Genomic DNA, 21,381 nt, shown 5'->3' on the forward strand with positions numbered 1-21,381 from the left:
CATGTCCACCACGCGCCGCGCCCCTGCGCAGCCGCCCGAGCTGCCAGGATTCGTCTTCCAGCGTCTGCTCGGTTCCGGTGGCTTCAGCGACGTCTACCTCTACGAACAGCAGCTGCCTCGCCGCCTCGTCGCGGTGAAGGTGCTGCTCGGTGGTGACGACCTCAACGAGACGAGTCGTCAGGCGTTCATCGGTGAGGCGAACCTCATGGCGCAGGTGTCGTCGCACCCCTACATCGTGACGATCTTCCACGCTGACGTTGCGCAGGACGGGCGTCCCTACTTCGTCATGGAGTATGCCCCCGGCAAGAGCCTCTCGGAGCGCTACAAGACCGAGACGATCCCGATCGAAGAAGTCCTCCGCACTGGCGTGCGTGTCTCGAGCGCGGTGGCCACAGCCCACCAGGTCGGCATCCTCCACCGCGACATCAAGCCCGCGAACATCCTCTCGAACGACTACGGCTGGCCGGCCCTCACCGACTTTGGTATCTCAAGCGCCGTCGACGACGACCTCGCCGATGCCGCGCAGGGTGCTGGTGCCTCGGCAGGTATGTCGGTGCCGTGGTCGCCGCCCGAAATGTTCGACGACGACCCGAACCCGGATGTGCGTTCGGAAGTTTTCTCGCTCGCCGCGACCATCTACACGATCGCGGCCGGCCACTCGCCCTTCGAGCAGCCCGGCAAGCCGAACGGCACGATCGAGCTCATCGCCCGCATCGAGCGCGGTCAGATCACCCCGATCACGCGACCGGACGTGCCCCGCACGCTCATCTCGGTGCTCCAGCGCGCCATGTCGGTGCGCCCGAACGACCGCTACCAGAGTGCGATCGACTTCGCTCGCGCGTTGCAGCGCGTCGAACTCGAACTCGGCTACCCGCCGACGCCGATCGATGTTCCCAAGCTGCACATTGCAGCGCCCGACCGATCCGGGGCCCCTGACGGCGACGAGACGAGCATCCGCCACGTTGAGAACATCGACGCGCAGGGCGCCTACGAAGGCAGCCGCGCAAGCCAGGCCGAGCGCACCTCGACTCGCGCCATCGCACGCGTTGCCGCACAGCAGACCACCACACCGCAGGTCGCATCCGGATGGAGCGCAGCCGCCGAGCAGCCGACGACTGCAGCTGCGATCCCGAGGCTTGACCCGAGCCTGGCGAGTGCGCCCGAGACACCCGCCCACAAGGTGCCTGACTTTGGTGCGGCACCCGAGCTGCGCATCAACCGCGGCAGCGAACGGGCATCCACTCCGGTTTTTGAACGCCAGCGTATTGAGCTGCCCGAAGACACCGCCAGCGGTGCCGACATTGCGGCGCTCCGCTCGCGCGGCACCGTCTCGCAGACCTCGAGCATGGAACACCGTGGTCGCCAGCGGGGCGACCACGAGAACCCCTACGGTGACGCACCCAAGCCGAAGAACTCGAACCTGCTCGTCGGCATCCTCGCGGGCATCATCGTCGTCCTCATCGCGGTGCTCGTCGTCCTCGGCTGGGTGTTCCGCCCGAAGGACACCCCGACTGGCCAGGGCGACGCTGGGCAAGGCCCCGTCACCGTGGGCCAGCAGGGTTTCCCGCCTGCACCGGTCGCCCCGGTCGTCGTGCGCTCGCCAGACGGCTACATCACCTTCCGCTGGCAGAACCCCGACCCGCAGAACGGCGACACCTACTACTGGCGCGTCTCCGACAAGTCGCAGCCGGGCGAAACCACGGATGAGCCGACCGCCGTCGTCGGCCCGTCACCTGAAGGTGTCAAGGTGTGCATCGACGTGGAGATTCGCCGGAACGGCAAGACGAGCGCCGAACCGCTCGTGGCCTGCTACCCGCAGGGTTCCTAGCGCGTTCCACCACTGGATTTCAACATTGGATGTGAGAGGGCAGAGCGGACATGTCGAAGGCTGAGGTAGCGAACGAGACGGCGGTCGAGCAGGCCACGCCGGATCACTCGGGCCCCCGCGAGGCGGCGACGACCGGTGCACTGCAGATCGAGTTCTGCGGTGAGTGGTACGAACTCGACCCCACGAAGGACTTCACGATCGGGCGTGAAGCCGACCTCACGATCGACGAGAACCCCTATCTGCACCGCACCTTCCTCATCGTCCGCTTCGAGTACGGCATGTGGTGGCTGCAGAATGTCGGCCGCACGCTCTCGGCAACCATCTCAGATGTATCCGGTCAGGTGCAGTCGTGGCTTGCGCCCGGCTCGAAGCTGCCGATTGTCTTCCAGCACACGAACGTCATGTTCAGCGCAGGATCGACCACGTACGACTTCGCCGTGCACTCGAAGGCCGACTTCTACAACACCTCCCAGATGACGATCACCGCATCCGGGAACACGACCCACGACACGGTGCACCTCACCTCGAGCCAACGACTGCTCGTTGTCGCCCTCGCCGAGGACGTGCTCCGCCAGAATGCGCCGGGTCGCGGTGAGATCCCTTCCTCGGCCGAAGCGGCCAAGCGGCTCGGATGGTCCATGACGACCTTCAACCGCAAGCTCGACAACGTCTGCGACAAGCTCGACAAGATGGGCGTGACAGGCCTCCGCGGTGGTCGCGGCAAGCTCGCCACCAACCGTCGCGCCCGCCTCGTCGAGTACGCGAGCTCGACCCGCCTCGTGACGATGGACGACCTGGTCCTCCTCGACCTCAACGACGCAGACAAGGACAACCCGGCCGCGCCGACCGCGAACTAGCCGGTCGTAGGTCAGCCGCGGCACACGTCACGCGCTGGCAACCGCACTGTTGCCGGGTTCGCCTACACTGAGCGCTCCTGCGGGGGGCAGGACGGACGAGACAGGGAGGGGAGACATGAAGCTGTGGCCGCCGAAGCTGTCATGGCCCAAGCGGATTCGCATTCCGCAAGCGGTGCTCACCGGCATCCTGCTCGTTATCATCATTGCCCCGCTCACGCTCGCTGTCATTCACCCCGGTTTTGCGGGCTCCCGGCCCAAGCCTGAACCCGCACAGATTTGGGCGGTGAATGAAGCCGCCGGGCTCGTTGCGCGCGTCAACACGACGATCGAAGAGTTCGACGCGTCGATCGAGCTGCCTAAGGGTGGCTCGCTCATCCAAGACGGCCTGCGCACCTTCGTCTACGACGAAGAAGGAGGCGTGCTGGGGCGCATTGATGAGCCTCGCGCCGAGCTCATGGACCGCATCCACGTGCCGAAGGATGCTCGCATTACCGCATCCTCCGGCACCATCTCCATCTTGGAACCGAGCACGGGCAAGCTGTGGACGATTCCCGCCGACGGCCGGCTCGAGTTTGATGCGCACACGATGCAGCCCATCGCGGAGCTCGGTCCGGGTGCGCAAGCGGTGACAACCGACAAGGGGTACACCGTGGCCTACGGCCCACGCCAGGGCATGCTCATTCGACAGGACGGTCCAGGGAAGTCGGTCAACCACACCCCGGTCCCGTTCCCCGACATCACCGACTATGAACTCACCACCGTCGGCTCGCGTGCGGTCATCTTTGATCGCGGCGAGAACCGCCTGCTCATTGACGGGCAGCGTGAGATCGCCCTCTCGGTGATTGCCTTCCACGTGCAGGTGCCCGGGCCCGAGAACAAGCGCGTGCTTATTGCGACGGCCGATATGGTCATGCAGATTGAGCTTGATGAACCGCAGAAGCCGCTCTTCCAGCGTCGCGGTGGGAACCGCACCGACCCGAAACCGGACGACCTCTCCTCGGGCGGTAACCTGCCGCAGGGAGCCACCGCAGATGCGCGAGGTGTGAGTCAGCCAGTTCGCGTGGGCAACTGCATTTACGGCGCCTGGGGCATCACGGCATCCATCGCCTCGCAGTGCCTCGGGCAAGAGCCGCGGCAGCTGCACATCGTCGATCCGCTCGACGGCGGCGCGCTCGAGATCAGTCACAATTCGAGCGAGGTTGTTGTGAACAACCTCGCGAACGGCCGCGTGTACCTCCCGGAGCGAAACCTTCGCCAAATCACTGGATGGGAAGGGCTTGTCCCACCAGAGCCCAAGGGCGCCGACGCCTTCCAGCCGGATGCCCTGGCCGAGCTCATCGCAGGCCGTACCGCGCAGAACCACGCGCCGCAGCTGGAGGATGACGTCGCGGGTATCCGCCCCGGCAGGACGACCATCGTGCGGCCGCTCCTCAACGACACCGACTCCGACGCCGACATCCTCTCGATTGAAGACATCCGTGGCGCAGTGCCGCCGGAGTTCGGTGAAGTGAAGATTATCGAACACGGCCGTGCTCTGCAGGTCACCGCGAGCGAGCGCGCGGAAGGCTCGGTGCAGCTTGGATACATTGCGAGTGATGGCCGCGCGGGTGGTGTCTCGATGGCGGATCTCACGCTCCGCGCCGTCGACCACGATGCCAACCGTTCGCCCGAGACTCCGCGGCGTGATGAACTCGCCGTCGAGCTCGGGCAGAGCGTGAGCTACAACGTGCTCGACTCGTGGGTCGACCCCGATGGCGACCCGCTGAAGATCGTCAACGCGAGCGCGGATGCGGGAACGCGTGTCGAGATGCGCGCCGACGGCCAGCTCACAGTGACCGCCGATGGCGGTAAGGAAGGGGAACGGCCGGTTCGTTACGAGGTGAGCGATGGGCGGCGGAGCGCCTTCGGCACCCTGTGGCTCAACGTTGGCGCCGCGGGCAGCCTGAACCCTGTGGCGACCGCTGACCGGTCCGAGGGCCGGGCTGGTGAACGCATCGAAGCGAAGGTTCTGGAGAACGACGAGTCGAGGTCCAAGGATCCGCTCCGCTTGACTGCAATCCGCGAGCTTGACGGTGGTGTCGGCGGTGCTTCCTTTGACGCAACGACCGGCACTGTGAGCTATGAGGCGCAGGCCCCCGGCAGCTACTACGTCGAATACACGATCGCTGCGGGCGGCAAGGAATCCCTCGGCATTGTCCGCTTCGACGTGCGCGACCCGAATGACCTTTCGGGTGAGCTCTCGCCGGCGCAGGATGTCCTCTTCCTTGAACCCGGCGCGAGTGCCTCCATTGACCTCACCGCGAACGACGTCGCGCCCGGTGGCGGTGTCGTGGGCGTGAGCGAACTCGTGCGCCCTGACTACGCGGTTGCGCCGGATCTTTCGGTCGAGCTGCGGGACGGCGCGATCGCGCGCGTCAGCTCGCGCGGTGCCCTCAATGAGCCGGTGAGTGTGCCGTACTCGGCGCACGATGGTCGAAGCGATGCATGGGGCGAGCTGCTCATCGTGCCGGTGTCCCGGAGCACGAGTAAGGCTGCGCCGAAGGCGTCTGACGACGTGGTCACGGTGCGGGCCATGTCGACGGTCACGGTGGACGTGCTCGCGAATGACGAGTCGCGTCGCGGTCGGGGTGTGGCATCCGAGCTCACACTCGATCAGAAGCTGCTCGCGTCGCCTGAGCAAGGCGATGCCTTCGTGAGCGGCAACACGGTGCGATTTGTCGCGCCCGAAAAGGCTGGTACCTATACGGCGAGCTATGGCGTGACGGATGTTGACGGGCGTCAGTCACGCGCCACCGTTACCTTCAACGTGCTCGCGATCGGTGCTGAGAACCACGCGCCTGAGGCGCCGCTGCGCACCGTTCGCGTTCTCGAAGGCACGACGAGCGACATCCTGTTCCCGACGACCGGTGGCGACCCCGACGGCGATTTCACCCGGGTAACGCAGATTTCGGGCGTCGCGAGCGCTGGTGTGCTCACGATGGAAGGCCCCGACCGTCTTCGCTATGCAGCGACCCCCGGTGCGACGGGAGTTGAAGAGTTCAAGGTGACGGTTGAGGACAGCTACGGCTCGAGCACGACTGGTTCCCTCCGTGTTGTTGTCATGCCGCGGCCCGTGCGGGAGAACGATCCGGCCGTCGCTGACGACGAAGTGAGCGTCCGCCCAGGGCAGATTGCGACCGTCCATCCGCTCGTCAACGATGCCTCCGCGAGCGGTTCTTCGCTTGCCCTGCACCGCGTCGACGAGCGGAATACTGCTGACGCCGCAGTTCAAGTTCGAGACGGCGGCGCGCTCACGATTCAGGCGCCGACTGATGTGTCCTACTTCTCCATCCCGTATGAAGTCGTGGATGAGGACGGCCGCACGGCTCGAGCCTTCGTGCATGTCACGATTGACCCGAGTGCGCCCATTGCCGCCCTCGAGGCGCCAGATGTGAGCGTGCAAGCGAAGAGCGGACAGAGCGAGGCGAGCGTCGTCGATGTCCGTCAGCAGATCCTTGACCCGAGCGCAGGGAATCCGCTTGAAGTGGCCCTCGAAGGCGAAACCGAGGGGATCTCACTCGCCGCGGACGGAACGATCGCGGTGAAGCCCGCCCAGCAGTACCGGGTGGTTCGCTACACGGTTCGTGACCCGGAGACCGGGGCCCAGGGGAGCGGCCTGCTCTACGCGGTGCCTGCGCACTAGTGCCGGAGAGGAGGCACCGCTCATCGAGAGGCATTCTCGAACGAGTTAACCCGCTCGTCACGCTGATCACTCAGAATCTGCCTTTTGGGGGGATTCTCCCTTCGTGTAGGGCACGTCAAGGAGTGGTGTCGGGTGGGAACGCAGCGTAGGTGGCGCAAGGGATTGCCGCGCAAACGTGGGCAAATGATCACTTCCATCCTGCTGGCCCTCGTCGTTGCGGTGCCGCTGACGCTGGCGGCTGTCCACCCGGGCTTTCCGGCGACGCACGTCGAGATGCTCGGCCGTGACGTGTGGGTGACGAACGGCGCTGACGAGCGGGCTGGCCGTCTCAATGCTCAGATCAGTGAGATTGACGCCTCGGTGAGTCTCGACTCGAAGAAGCTCGACGTCGTGCAGGACGGCGACAACGTCTTCATCCACGACAAGGGCTCGGGCACGCTTGGCCGCGTTGATCCGAAGTACACCGACCTTCGTGAACAGATCGCCGTCCCGAGCGAAAGTATCGTCAAGTTTCACGGCACGACGCTCGCGATCCTCGATGCCGCATCCGGCAAGCTCTGGACCCTCGACACCGAGCAGCCGCTGAGCTTTGATGCTGCCGGTGCGAGCCCTGCTCTGACGCTCGGCGCTGGTGCCCAGGTGGTCGTGACCGACGGTGGCGAAGTGCTGGCGGTGAGCCCGCAGTCGGGAGAGCTTTACCGCATCCCGAAGCTCGGCGCTGAGCCGGTGAAGTCGAAGATCGGTGACGGTGGCCTCACCGACTACGAACTCACCGCAGTAGGCAACCAGGCCGCAGTGTTTGACCGCTCGGGCAACCGCGTGCTGCTCGAAGGTGAGAAGATTGTCAGCCTCGACACGCTCGGCGTGCACATTCAGGATGCGGGCCCCGACGCCGATCACGTTGTCGTCGCCTCAGCCTCGGACTTCATCTACGTGCCGTTGAGCGGTGCCGCACCGACGCACGTCGGCTGGGATGGTGCGAACGGCACAGCAACCGACGCGCTCTCGGTCGCCCGTCCCGTCGTCGTGAGCGGCTGCGCCCACGGCGCCTGGGCCTCGATGGACCAGACGGTGACGGCGTGCCCGAACATGCCGGTGCAGGTGCAGCCGCTGCCGGCACGTGACCAAGCGGGCGAACTCGTCTTCCGCGTGAACCGCAACGTTGTCGTCCTTAACGACCTCGCGACCGGAAACGTCTGGATGCCGCAGGATCAGCTCCGCTTCGTGGAGAACTGGGAAGACACGGTTCCGCCCGAAGACTCGGAAGGTGAGGACGGCGACCAGGAAGCCACCGAACAGACCTTCGAAGACACGCTCGCCGAACGCACGGATGAGAACCACCCGCCGGAGCTGCTCGATGACAATTTTGGTGTTCGTGCAGGCGGATCCGCCTACCTGCCGGTGCTCGACAACGACACTGACCCGGACGGCGACCTCATTTCGATCACCGAACTCGCGGGTCAAATCCCCGCCTCGGTCGGAACGCTCAACATCGTTGACCACGGACGTGCACTCCAGTTCGTCGCAGCCCCGGAAGCATCCGGTGAATACACCGTCACGTACAAGGGCACAGATGGTCGTCCGAATGGTCTCGCGCAGGCGCGCGTCAATATTCGCGTCATCAGTAACCCGGCCGAGAATACGGCTCCGACACAGAAGCACGTCTCGACTGTGACGGTCGAGGCCGGCCAGGAGATCCGCTACAACGTCATGCCGGACTGGCAGGACCTCGAGGGCGACCCGATGTATCTCGTGTCGGCCACCCAGCCGGGTGGTTCGAGTGTGACGACCTCGCCAGATGGCACGCTGAGTTTCCACGCGCTCGGTGCAGAATTGGGTGATCGACTGGTGAGCTACGTCATGTCAGACGGCATGAACGAGACGACGGGTGAGCTCAAGGTTCAGGTTGCTGCTCCCGGCACGCTGTCGCCGGTGGCTACACCTGACTATGCCGAAGGATTTGCTGGCGCGACCGTTTCAGCGCGTCCACTTGAGAACGACCTTGCTCCTGCCGGTGCCGCACTGCAGATCATTGAGATCATTGAACTTGGCACGGGTGGCGGTCGAGGTGGTTCGAGTTACAACGCCGACCAGCAGACGGTGAGCTACGAGACGGACCAACCGGGCGACTACTACGTGCAGTACACGGTGAAGTCGGGTGCCAAGGATACGAAGGGTCTCATTCGTTTCCACATCGCGGATCCGAAGACGAGTGACAAGGCGATCATCCCTGTCCGTGACACGCTGTATCTGCGCCCGGGCGACCAATCGAGCGTCTCGCCACTGCTCAACGATCAGGCGACGACCGACAAGGTACTCTCGGTGCAGTCGGTGGAGACGACCGACGAAGCTCGCATCGCGGGTCTCTCGGTTGAGTTGCTCGACAACACGAGGGTTCGTGTCTCCACCCAGAACGCACTCCTTGGTCCCATCGAGCTGCCTTATACGGTGACTGATGGTGCTGAGACGGCGGACGGTGTCATCGTCGTCATGCCAGTCGAGCCTGCCGTTGAGAACCACCCTCCGGTCGGAGTTGACGACCTGCGCACGGTGCGTGCTGGCGACTATGCCACGGTTGACGTGCTGAAGAACGACGTGCATCCCGACGGTGCGTCGATGTCGCTTGATGCGAATCTCACCGACCTCCAACTCGGCGGTGGGTTTGCCTTCGTCGCAAGCGACAAGGTGCGCTTCCAAGCTCCGGACAAGCCGGGTACTTATTCGCTCGCATATATCATTCGGGACGAAAACGGCGAGCAAGGTGGCGCACGCGTCACCTTCACGGTGACCGGCCTGGATGAGGCAACGAACCGTCCGCCCGAACCCGACAGCCAGACCGCCCGCGTGTTCGAAGGAGCGACGATTCGCGTCAATGTGCCACTGACCGGTGTCGACCCGGATGGTGACTCGGTGACCTTCAACGGCATCGTCGGGCACCCGAATCTCGGTTCGGTTCGTTCGCAGGATGAAACCTCATTCCTCTACGAAGCGTTCCCAGGCGCACAGGGCACCGACGAGCTCAAATATGAGGTTGTGGACGCCTACGGTGTGCGCGGCACCGGCACGATCAAGGTCGGTGTGGTTCCGCGCCCGGAGGAGACTCAGCCACCGGTCGCTGTTGACGACCTGCTCGAAGCCCGGCCCAACACCATCGTCTCGGTGCCGGTGCTGCGCAATGACTCGGACCCCAACGGATACCGGGTTCAGATCGTCGACGATCTCTCCAAGATTGATCCCGTGTACGAACCTGCGATCGATGGCGATGCGATCCTCATTCGAGTGCCGGAGGACGAGCCGTTCTTCAGCATTCCGTACTCGATCACCAACGGAAATGGCGGTGTGGATGACGCCTATATTCACGTCACGGTGACGCCGGAGGCACGTGATCGTGTTCCGACCGCGATCGACCATGTTGTCGCTCGCGAAGACTTTGACGGTGTGGATCACGTCGACGTTCCGCTGCGCGACGGTGCCTGGAATCCCTCGGGCAAGACCGCAGACCTCAAGGTTGCAGCCGCCGGCGTCTACGCGTCGAGCGCAGAAATTACCCCCGAAGGCAAGCTGCGACTGCGTCCGAGCGACAAGCGTCAGGTGATTGCCTACACGGTGACTGACGAGCAGACCAAGCTCTCTGCGAGTGCCTTTGTGCTCGTTCCGGCTCTCATCACCACCAGCGAATCGAAGCGTCAGTCGCCGTACCTGCGCACTGATTTGAAGCCACAGACCACACGCGTGGACACGCCAATCGAGTGGAACGTGAACGATCTCGTTGTCGCACCATCCGGCTTGCCAGTGCACGTGATTGAGCCGGATTCGGCATGGGCGGAGCAGGGCAATGGTTCATCCATCGTGCTGAGCGACCAGAAGCTCCGCTTCACACCGAAGCCCGGTTTCCGTGGCCCTGCCTCCATCACCTTCCTCGTCTCGGACGGTCAGAACGCCGAAGATGAGAAGCTTGCTGGCATCGCAACGATTCGTGTGCCGATCACAGTCGGTGACCCAGACATGTACGACGTCGCGCCCACCTTCGTAACACCGCAGCTGTCGGTGCCCATCGGTGAGTCGAAGTCGGTCGATTTGAAGACGGCGACGGGCCACCCGAATGCGAAGGTCATTGACCAGGTGCAGTTCTCGGGCCTTCACGGAGGAAGCGACACCGTCACGGCATCCCTCGATGGCACCACCGTGACCGTCAACGCGAGCCGTCACGCTAAGGTCGGTGACATCCTCAAGCTCGAGGTGACGTACACCTTCCGCGAGTTCAAGCAGACCGGCATCGTCAACGTGACGGTGACCTCGAGCCCGAAGCCGCCGCCCCGGGTTGTCGATGACTCCGCGAAGGGCCTGCGTGGCTCTCCGGTGACGCTCGACGTCGTCGCGAACGACTTCAACCCGTATCCCGACGTGCCGCTCAAGATCGTTGACGCGAAGGAAGTCGGCGCGGCGGCGACCGGGGCCAAGATTTCGGTCACCGGCAATCAGCTCGTGGTGACTCCGTCGGCTTCGCACATCGGTCCTGTCACGGTCCAGTACACCGTGCAAGACGACACCGTCGACAAGACACGTCAGGCCACGGGACACGCGACCGTGTATTTCCGTGACAAGCCCGACGCACCGCCTCAGGTCACCGCGACGACGGCAGCCGACAGCGGTGCCGTGACGGTGAACTGGGAGGCGCCCAAGTCCAACGGCGAAGACATCGACAAGTATGAAGTGTCGTTGAACCCCGGTGGTGGTGCAGCCCCCATCGTCGTGGTGATTGGCCCCGCCTCCACGTACACGTTCGACCGAAAGGCTCTTCGCCTCGGATCTGCCTACACGGCAAGCGTGCGCGCTCACAACGCGATTGACTGGGGCGACCCGAAAAAGGCTTCTGAATCTGTCACGCCGACCAAGGCTCCCGGGCAGCCCGACGGCGTGAGCGTCTCCAGCAACTACACCAAGCCAGGCGTTCACGAGGGGTCCCTGCTGGTGAGCTGGAATATTCCGGATGAAAATAATGAAGAGCTGACCGGTGGTGGTATTTCCTCATACACCGTGACGCTTGAGAGCCCCCGCGACGAGCGACAAAAGTTTGAAGTGTCGAAGCCCCGTAAACAAGAGGTCAACGGGGTGCAGAAGTACACCTATACGGTGGACGGACTCCGGATCGCCAATGACTCGAAAACGTACAGTTTTAGCGTGACTGCTCACAATAAGAGTGGTAGTAGTAAGACGTCGGTGACCGCGGATGGAGTTCTGACATTCCAACCGAAGCCTGAACTCATGTTCCTGACAGGGAGCAAGCAATACAGCCAGGACCCGAAGAAGGAGATGTATCACTTCGCGTTCAAGGGAGACGGCTTCAAGAACGAGCAGATCTACTACGTCATTTGCCGTGAAAACGTCGCGTGGCATGGTACCGGCGCCCCCATCGATCTCGAGGGCAATGGGCCAGAAATCAAGGTGGCAGGTACCTGGTTGAACGGCAGGGCTGAATTCAGCGAGTGCTATTCAGACCGTCCGAACTACAGCATCACGGTCTACGACGAAACAAGACAGGAAGTCGCCTACGCAGAGCACGGCAAATGGTGATTCGTATCCCACACTTTCAATTTCTCGCCCATTGACTTTCCCGCAATAGAAAGAATCCACATGAGCATCACCCAAGAACAGGCCAGCTGGTTTGCTGACGCTTTCGAGCGTCTCGTGCAGAACGTCGACCAGGCGATTCTCGGCAAGCAGCGCGTCATCCGTCTCGCCCTCGCAACCCTGTTCAGTCAGGGCCACATGCTCCTCGAGGACTACCCGGGCACCGGTAAGACCGTGCTCGCAAAGTCACTGGCACGCACCCTCGACGGCTCGAACTCGCGCATCCAGTTCACCCCTGACCTCCTGCCCTCGGATGTGACCGGTATCACGATCTACGACCAGCAGAAGGGTGCCTTCGAGTTCCACCCGGGTCCGATCTTCTCGTCCGTCGTCCTCGCCGACGAGATCAACCGTGCCTCGCCGAAGACCCAGTCGGCCCTCCTCGAGGTCATGGAAGAAGGCTGCGTCACGGTCGATGGCGAACGCCACGAAGTGCCGAAGCCGTTCATGGTCATCGCGACCCAGAACCCCGTCGAGCAGGCCGGTACCTACAAGCTGCCGGAAGCTCAGCTCGACCGCTTCCTCATGAAGACGAGCCTCGGCTACCCGGACCACCAGACCACGGTGAAACTCCTCATGGAAGCCGCCAACCGTCAGCGTGCGGAGCTCGTCGAGCCGATCCTTCGCACGGAGAACGTTGTTGCGATGCAGGAGCTCGCCTCCAACGTGCACGTTGACGCCTCGATCATGGAGTACATCGCGCAGCTCGTGCAGGCCACCCGCACCGACCGCGACATTGCGCTCGGCGTCTCGACCCGTGGTGCGCTCGCACTCGCCCGCGCGGCCAAGACCTGGGCGATCTCGCAGGGCCGCGGCTTCGTCATCCCGGATGACGTGCGCGACCTCGCAGTGCCGGTGCTCGCGCACCGCATCATCGTCGACCCCGAGGTCGAGTTCAACGGCACGAGCGGCGAAGACATCATCGGACGCATCCTCCTGGACGTCGCCCCGCCGCAGTACCGCGCCGAGTAGCCCGCTCGACGCCGCGAGCCCGCGCCACCGGACACGATTCAACGGACAACGGACAACGGACACGATGACCCTCCAAACAGATCGTCCTGCCGAGCAGGACGCACACGAGCAGCCACTGGCAGACTCGGCACAGCCTGAGGATGCCCAGGCGCTGCCCGCAACCGAGCCCAACAAGGGCCGATTCGACGGCGTGCGCGCCTTTCTCCGGGACGCACGCACGTGGTTCGGAGCGGTCTGGGGGCGCATTTGGAAGGTCATCGGTCCTGTCCTCACCGTCGTTACCCGACTCGGCTGGGCGGTGCTTGCGCTCGCCGTACTCTGCCTCGCCGTCGGCCTCTTCTGCGGCTGGATCGAGCTGGTTGCCGTTGGCGGCATCCTCCTCATTGCGTTCCTCGCCGCGATTCCCTTCGCCCTCGGACGCGCCTCGTACGAGGTCGAGATCGAGCTCAACCCGCGCCGCGTCACGGTCGGTGACCGCGCGCTCGGTCGCCTCATGGTGCGAAACGCTGGCGATGAGCGCGTGCTCCCCACCCGCATGGAGTTCCCGGTCGGTCTTGGCCGCGCAGAGTTCGGTATCCCGAGTCTGGAACCGGGGGAGCCGCACGAAGAACTCTTTGCCGTGCCAACCTCCCGCCGTGCGGTCATCCCTGCCGGCCCCGCAATGAGCATCCGCGGCGACGAACTGAGCCTTCTGCGCCGCACCGTGAAGTGGACGGGCGTCATCGAACTCTTCGTGCACCCGCGCCGTGTGCACCTGGCGCCGGGCGCAGCGGGACTCCTGCGCGACCTCGAGGGTGTCGTCTCGAACAAGATCACGGATGCCGACCTCGCCTTCCACGCGCTGCGACCCTACGAGCCGGGCGACGACCGCCGCTACATCCACTGGCGCACGAGTGCACGCACCGGAACGCTCATGGTGCGTCAGTTCCAGGAGACTCGAAAGTCGCACCTCACGATCATTCAGTCGCTCGATCGCGAGTTCTACGCGAACGAAGACGAATTCGAGATGGCGATCAGCGTGGTCGCCTCGCTCGGCGAGCAGGCCATCCGCGATGACGTGGCTGTTGATATCGCGACCGAGCGCGGGGTCACCCCGACCCGTTCACTCGTGGCCATGCTCGATGACTTGAGCCGATTCGAGGCGATGGATGGCAAGCACGAGTCGCTGCGCGCCTTCACGCTCAACGCCACGCGTCGTCTCGCTCCGCCCTCGGTCGTGGTCATCGTCGGTGGACGAGGCCTCTCACGTTCCGAGCTGCGCGCCGTCTCGAGCCTGTTCCCTCACGAGGTGCAGGTCACCGGCATCATTTGTGACACCTCCTCGACGCTGGCGCGCTCGCAGACGAACGACATCACGGTGTGCACGATCCCTCGACTCGACGACCTTCCGAAGGCGGTGGCAGCATGACGTCCCCCCAGATCATTGAGGCGCAGGGCGCCACGGCACACACTGACACTGGTCGAGGCGTTCGCCGCTTCACGAAGGCGCAATGGATTGACCTCGGCGTGCTCCTTGCGCTGCTCGTCATCGCCCTGCTCGGTTTCTACGCGCCGTTCGGCTCGTGGATGTTCCTCCTCGCGGCTGGTGGCGGTCTCCTCATCGGTGGCGGTGCGGCGCTCTTCGCGTACCGCTTCCGTCTCAACGTCCTGAACTCGGTGCTCGTCGCCATTGCCGGATACTTCATCTTCGGTACGCTTTTCGCGCTCACCGGCCAGGGGTTCCTCGCGGTTCTCCCGACGCTGCAGACGCTCTGGGCACTCGCGCGCGGCGCGATCTTCTCGTGGCGCGACTCGGTCACGATCTCCACGCCGATCGAAAGTCCCGACTACATGGGTGTCATGCCCTACATGGCGGCCATCATCGCCTGTCTCATCTCGTGGCTTCTCGCCCTGCGCTGGCTGCCGCACCACCGGTCAAGCTCGCTTCGAGCAGCAGTGGCAGCGCTTCCCGCGCTGGTCGTTCTCCTCACGACGCTCCTCGTGGGTACGCCGCAGCCGTTCTTCGGCCTCGTTCGCGGCATCCTCTTCGCCGTGCTCGCCATCGTGTGGCTCGGCTGGCGTCGAGGCCTCGACAACGTCGCGAGCGCTGAGGCACGCAAGGGTCTTGAGCGTCGACGTCTCACCGGTACTGCCATCCTCGTCGGCGCGGCTGTCGCGGTCACCGGCATCCTCGGCTTCGTGACCAACCCGGCCATTGACGGCAACCGCTTCGTGCTGCGCGAAGAGCTCACTCCACCCTTCGACCCGTACAACTACGAGAGCCCGCTCGCCGGTTTCCGTGAGTACACGAAGCTCCTCAACGATACGACGCTCTTCACGGTCAACGGCCTCCAGCAGGGCGACAAGATTCGTCTCGCCGCGCTCGATGACTACTCCGGCAAGAAGTGGCAGGCGCCAAGCCCGAGCGACGCGGGTGCCGACTCGGGCGCCTACTCACTCGTCGGTCGTGACGTGCCCCGGAACGACTTCATCACGGCGTCACAGACTCGCGACATCGAGGTGTACATCAACGGGTACAACGACATTTGGCTCCCCTCGATTGGCAGCGCCACCTCGCTCGATCTCACCCAGGGTGCCCTCGCGCCACGGCGTTCCGAGCTGCGCTTTAACGGCAAGACCGGTACTGGCGTGTTGACCGGCGGCCTTCGAGAAGGCGATAGCTACCGGGTGAGCGCTCAGCTGCAGAACGTGCCGCTCGAGGGCCAGCTCGACAACGTCCCGGTGGCCGATCTCGAGCTCCCTGAAGCAGAACCGGCCCCCGCCGCGCTCGTCGAAGCCATGCAGAAGTTCACGGCCGAAGAGACTTCGCCGTACCTGCAGCTGCGTGCCATCGAAGAAGCGATCAAAGCCCAGGGATATCTGAGCCACGGCACCGCGAGCGACCAGGCTCCCTCGCGAGCTGGCCACGGCCTCGACCGCATGCAGGAGCTCTTTGACCTCACCTACATGATCGGTGACCAAGAGCAGTATGCCTCCGCGATGGCGCTCATGGCCCGCGAACTTGGCTACCCCTCTCGCGTCGTCGTCGGTTTCGCGCCGAAGTCCGTCACGGGAGCGAGTACCGAGATCCGCGGATCGGACGTCACCGCATGGGTTGAGGTGCCGTTCGAAGGCTTCGGATGGGTTGCCTTCGACCCGACGCCCGACCAGACGGATGCTCCGGTGAACACCTCCGAGCAGCCGCAAACGAAGCCGCGAGCACAGGTCCGCCAGCCTCCGCAGACCGAGGCGCAGCCGGATGAACTCATCACCGCGGCCGACCGACCCGCGGACGACCCGCAGGAAGACCGCGGAGATTGGCCGCTCTGGGCCATTGTGCTCGTCATCTCGCTTGCGGTGCCCATCGTGCTGTACTGCCTGCCGCTCCTCATCTTCTGGCTTCTGCGTGCGCGACGCCGACGAATTCGCCGCAGTGGCTCGAGTGATCAGCAAGTCGCGGGTGCGTGGGATGAAACCATCGACCGCCTTGCGGAACTCGGCTACGCCATCCCGGAGCGCGAAACGCGACCCGTCGTGGCGAAGTCACTCCATCCCGAACTTGTCCCGGTGGCACACATGGCAGACCGTGCTGTCTTCGGTGGCGAAGAACTCCCCGAAACTGAAGCCGCCGCCGTCTGGGTAGAGTCGCAGCGCATTATTCGCCAGGCCGGGCTTGACGCGAAGCCCTGGCGTCGCCAGCTTGCGAAGTTCCGCGTGAACCGTCGCTCCGGTGGGATTGCAGGCGAGATTCGTCGCACGCGCGAGGGCCGCATGACGCCTGAGCGTGCCGAGCTTCGCAACCGTGTCCTCCGCTCTCGTGGCGCGGACCTCCCGGATTACGAGGCCATCGCACGCGTCGAGGGCGTGAGCCCGGTGGCGGTTCCAGTGCAGCCCGGCGGCGTCGCACCGTATGAGGAACCGACAGGGGAGGAGCGCCAGTGAAGATCAGCCTGACGCTGGTTCGCCCCGGCAATCAGATGGTTGATCTCACGGTAACCGCCGAACCGACCACCCCGATTGTCGACATCGCTCGCGAGATTTACAACGCCGACCCGGAACGGCAGGGCGAACCGCTCCTCGCAAGCGACAAGATCAGCCTCCGCCTGCACAGCGCACCGGATGCTGATGGCCGGTCAACGAGTGAGGTCATCGACTACGCGACGCCGCTCGCCGATTCGCCGATCGCAGGTGGCGCATATGTCTCGCTCGCGAACGCGGTCGAAGCGCGCGAGGGGCACGAGTCGAAGCGGCACGGGGCAGCGAAGATCACGATCCTTTCGGGGCCGGAAGAGGGCCGTGAGATTTCGCTCGGTCACGGCTCTTCGACCATTGGTCGCGACCACGACCAGGACGTTCGACTCAGCGACTCACTCGTGTCGAAAGCGCACGCACGACTCAACATTTCTGACGTTGCGGAAATCATCGACATGGGTTCCGCGAACGGTACCCGCGTCAACGGGGAACCGGTCACCCGAGCGAATGTGACCCGAAACGACGTCGTCACCGTCGGTTCGACGTCGTTCATGATCGAGCTCGAAGCGCTCGGCGCCGGCACGAACCTCGGCGGCGTCGTCTCGCTCAACCGCTCGCCGCGCCTTGACCCGCAGTACGAGGGCCGCGAGATCATCGCGCCCGACCCGCCGCAGCGCCCGCGCCCGCAACCATTCCCCATCCGCGTGATCTTCATGCCGCTCATCATGGGCCCGATCATGCTCATGATGGGTCGAAGCCCGTACGCCATGGTCTTCATCATCATGATGCCGCTCATGGCGCTGATGATGTGGCTCGACACCAAGCGCCGACAGAAGAAGGAATGGCGCGAAGCCCGCATCGAATTCGCGGCGGCCATCGACGCGACGGCGGATGAAATTGACGAAGAACATGCGGTCGAGCGGCAAGGCCGCCTGCGTGAGGCACCAAGCGTTGCTGAGGTTATTGACGACGCCTTCGCGCGTGGGCCACTGCTGTGGACTCGTCGTCCCGAGCATGATGCCTTCTTGAAGCTCCGCCTCGGTATCGGCACAATGCCGAGCCGTATCGAAATGAAGATGCCCACGAACAAGCAGGGCATCCCGGAAATGTGGCGCGACCTTCGCCGTCTCGAAGAGCACGGCGTTATCGTCCACGATGTGCCCGTTGTCGAGAACTTCCGCGACTGCGGGAACATCGGCGTCGGTGGCCAGCGTGCCGTCGCAGTCGGTGTGGCGCGCAACCTCCTCATCCAGCTGGTCGGTCTTCACTCACCAGCCGAACTCGTTGTCCACGCCACGGCATCCACCGAGAGCGCTCGCGACTGGGAGTGGCTTCGCTGGCTGCCCCACGTCAATGGCGGCCACTCGCCGGTTGCGGCCGAACCGCTCGCCGCGGGCACCGAACCCGTCAGCCGACTCGTGAGCGCCCTCGAAGACCTGCTCTCGCTCCGCCGCGATTCGGGCAAGCCCGGCACGAGCGACGAGGATGCCGTCGGCACGATGCCGAACATTGTCGTGCTCATCGAAGACGACACCCCGATCGAGCGTGCCCGCCTCATCCAGCTCGCCGAGCAGGGGCCGGAGTTGGGTATCCACCTGCTCTGGGTCGCCGGTTCGCTCGCGCGTATCCCAGCGGCATGCCGCACCTACCTTGAGCTCTCGCCGGCATCTGGTGACGCAGTCGCAGGCTACGTGCGCACGGGTCTTGGCGTGCAACCGGTCGTGTGTGACCTCGTCGACGATCTCGGTGCGGAAGCCTTCGCTCGATGCCTGAGCCCGGTAGAGGACGCAGGTGCGCGAGTTGATGACTCGAGTGACCTTCCGCGCGCGATCAACTTCCTCTCCATCGTCGGGCCGGAGCTTGGTGAGAGCGAGCAGGCGATTCTTGACCGCTGGGGCGAGACGCACTCCATCCTCACCGGCCCGATGGCCTCGAAACAGATCGGCAAGCAGCGCTCCACGCTCCGTGCCGTGTTCGGTATGGCCCCCGGTGAACCGTTCGCGATCGACTTGCGAGCAGACGGCCCGCACGCGCTCGTGGGTGGTACGACCGGTTCCGGTAAGTCGGAGTTCCTACAGGCGTGGGTGCTCGGCATGGCAACCGCCCACTCGCCCCAGCGTGTCTCGTTCCTCTTCGTCGACTACAAGGGTGGATCGGCCTTCGCCGAGTGTACGAAGCTGCCGCACTGCGTCGGCATCGTCACCGACCTTTCGCAGCACATGGTGTACCGCGCCCTCACCTCGCTCCGCGCGGAACTCCACTACCGAGAGCACCTGTTCAACCGCAAGAAGGTGAAGGACCTCATCGAGCTCGAACGCTCGGGTGACAGCGAGGTGCCGCCGACCCTCATCATCATCGTCGACGAGTTCGCGGCCCTCGTGAACGAAGTGCCCGAGTTCGTGGACGGCATGGTCGACATCGCCCAGCGTGGTCGATCGCTCGGCCTCCACATGGTGCTCGCGACGCAGCGACCGGCTGGTGTCATCAAGGACAACCTCCGCGCGAACACGAACCTTCGTATCGCGCTGCGCATGGCTGACGAAGCCGACTCGAAGGACATCCTCGGCACCAAGATGGCCGCCCACTTCGACTCCTCGACCCCGGGTCGCGGTGCTGCGAAGACCGGTCCCGGTCGCATCCGTGCCTTCCAGTCGGGTTACGCAGGTGGTTGGACGAGCAACGAACCCGAGCCGAGCCGCGTCATGGTGGAGGAGCTTCGCTTTGGCCGCCCGAAGGGATGGGAGTCCCCGAAGGACCCGAACGCGGCCAAACGCAAGGAAGAGCTCGCGAAGCGTCCGAACGACATGAAGCGCATCGTCGGCACCGTCATCCGGGCCGCCGAAGCCGCCGAGATCCCCGAGCTGCGGAAGCCGTGGCTGCCGGAGCTGCAGGCGACGTACGACTTCGCAGAGCTGCCGAACCCGCGCACCGACGTCGAACTCCTTCTCGGTGTTTGCGACAAGCCAAGCGAGCAGTCGCAGCCGACGATGTCGTACTTCCCGGACCGTCAGGGCAATGTCGCCATCATGGGCACCTCGGGCTCGGGCAAGTCTGGCGCGCTCCGCACGATTGCCGTTGCGGCAGCCGTGACCGTCAAGGGCGGGCCTGTGCACGTGTACGGGCTCGACTTCGCCGGTGGCGGTCTCGCGATGCTCGAATCGCTCCCGCACGTTGGCGCCGTCATCAGCTCCGACGACGAGGACCGCATTGCTCGACTCCTGCGCACGCTCGCGAAGGAACTCGACGCACGTGTGCAGCGCTACGCTGACGCCCGTGCCGCGACGATCGCCGAATATCGAGCGATCGTGAACAAGCCGAACGAGCCGCGCATCATTCTCATGCTCGACGGCTTCCGCCTCTTCCGCGATACCTACGAGTCGAACCTCCGTGTGCCGCTGTGGCCGCTCTTCCAACAGATCATGAGTGACGGTCGCGCGGTCGGTATCCACGTCATCCTCACGGCAGACCGCGTCGGTGGTATTCCGATGGCGCTCAATTCCTCAATTCAGCGCCGCATCGTCATGCGCCTGCCAAGCCGCGACGACTACAACGCTGCGGGTGTGCCGAAGGACATCCTCACGCCCGCGTCGCCTCCAGGGCGCTGCGTCGTGGACGGTCTCGAGCTACAGATCGCGGTGCTCGGCGGCGACCCCTCGGTTGCTGTCCAGTCGCGCAAGGTGGATGCGCTCGCGGCGTCCATGCGACGTGCGGGCATCCCGGAAGCTCCTGGCGTGCAGGCACTCAGCGACCACGTCCCCTTCGCGGAGCTTGGTCCTCAGGGCCCCGACACGATCTCGATCGGTATTGCCGACGAGACCCTCGAGCCGCTCAAGATCGAACCGATTGGTCCGCTCATGGTGACGGGCCCTCCCGGTGGTGGCAAGACGACGGCGCTGCTCACGATTGCGACCGCCGTCCGGCTCGCAAAGCCGACGACGCGCATCTACCTCATCTCGGGTCGACGCTCGACGATCGCGCACTCACCCGTGTGGTCCACGGCGACACACGATCAGGACGAGATCTTCGAGCTCATGGAAGACATCCAGGAGGAGATGGCGAACGGCGAGCTTTCGCCGGGCGACATCACGATCTTCTTCGAGTACGTGGCCGACTTCAGCGGTACACCGCTGGAGCGTCCGCTCGAACCATTCGTGAAGACGCTCATCAAGCAAGAGCAATTCGTCATCGCCGAGAACGATCTGCAGACGTGGAACCAGATGCACGGCTTTGCTGGCGCGTTCAAATCGAAGCGTCGCGGTCTCATCATGCAGCCGTCTGAAGGTGAAGCCGACAACATCCTCTCGACGCCGCTTGGCCGCATTAAGCGCAACTCGCTGCCGATTGGTCGAGGGTTCTATGTCGCGCAGGCCAAGGCGAAGAAGCTGCAGGTCGGTATCGTCGAATAGCTCTGCACGAGCGACGACGCGTGGCCGCTTCCTCATATGAGGAGGCGGCCACCG

General features: G+C 64.4%; 8 protein-coding genes. All 8 read left to right on the plus strand.

Features of this window, described 5'->3' with window-relative positions; translation table 11 throughout:
- Position 1 precedes the first annotated feature (1 nt).
- The 8 genes from ZAL01S_RS03445 (at position 2) to ZAL01S_RS03480 (ending at position 21,327) form a co-directional block, all read left to right on the plus strand.
- A complete protein-coding gene (locus ZAL01S_RS03445) occupies positions 2–1,828 on the plus strand; it encodes a serine/threonine-protein kinase (protein ID WP_066079768.1) in 1,827 nt (608 codons plus the stop codon).
- A 50-nt stretch (positions 1,829–1,878) separates the two neighbouring features.
- Positions 1,879–2,685 (plus strand): FHA domain-containing protein, encoded by an 807-nt coding sequence (locus tag ZAL01S_RS03450; protein WP_241179782.1) that lies wholly within the window; start codon positions 1,879–1,881, stop codon positions 2,683–2,685.
- A 115-nt stretch (positions 2,686–2,800) separates the two neighbouring features.
- Entirely contained in the window at positions 2,801–6,367 is a 3,567-nt protein-coding gene (locus tag ZAL01S_RS03455) for an Ig-like domain-containing protein (RefSeq protein ID WP_066079770.1), read from the plus strand.
- A 183-nt stretch (positions 6,368–6,550) separates the two neighbouring features.
- Complete coding sequence (locus ZAL01S_RS03460; protein WP_066079773.1) at positions 6,551–11,941, plus strand: Ig-like domain-containing protein; 5,391 nt, start codon at positions 6,551–6,553, stop codon at positions 11,939–11,941.
- A 60-nt stretch (positions 11,942–12,001) separates the two neighbouring features.
- Positions 12,002–12,970 (plus strand): AAA family ATPase, encoded by a 969-nt coding sequence (locus tag ZAL01S_RS03465; protein ID WP_066079778.1) that lies wholly within the window; start codon positions 12,002–12,004, stop codon positions 12,968–12,970.
- Between the two features lie 64 nt (positions 12,971–13,034).
- Positions 13,035–14,378 (plus strand): DUF58 domain-containing protein, encoded by a 1,344-nt coding sequence (locus tag ZAL01S_RS03470; RefSeq protein ID WP_066079781.1) that lies wholly within the window; start codon positions 13,035–13,037, stop codon positions 14,376–14,378.
- Positions 14,375–16,891 carry a transglutaminase family protein gene (locus ZAL01S_RS03475; protein ID WP_066079784.1) on the plus strand — a complete coding sequence of 839 codons (2,517 nt, stop codon included), beginning with the start codon at positions 14,375–14,377 and terminating at the stop codon, positions 16,889–16,891. The genes ZAL01S_RS03470 and ZAL01S_RS03475 overlap by 4 nt, the downstream gene beginning before the upstream one ends.
- A complete protein-coding gene (locus ZAL01S_RS03480) occupies positions 16,888–21,327 on the plus strand; it encodes an FtsK/SpoIIIE domain-containing protein (RefSeq protein ID WP_066079786.1) in 4,440 nt (1,479 codons plus the stop codon). Before ZAL01S_RS03475 ends, ZAL01S_RS03480 begins: the two co-directional genes overlap by 4 nt.
- The last annotated feature ends 54 nt before the right edge of the window (positions 21,328–21,381 follow it).

The sequence above is a fragment of the [Zimmermannella] alba NBRC 15616 genome (genome assembly GCF_001570905.1).
Classification (GTDB): domain Bacteria; phylum Actinomycetota; class Actinomycetes; order Actinomycetales; family Microbacteriaceae; genus Pseudoclavibacter; species Pseudoclavibacter albus.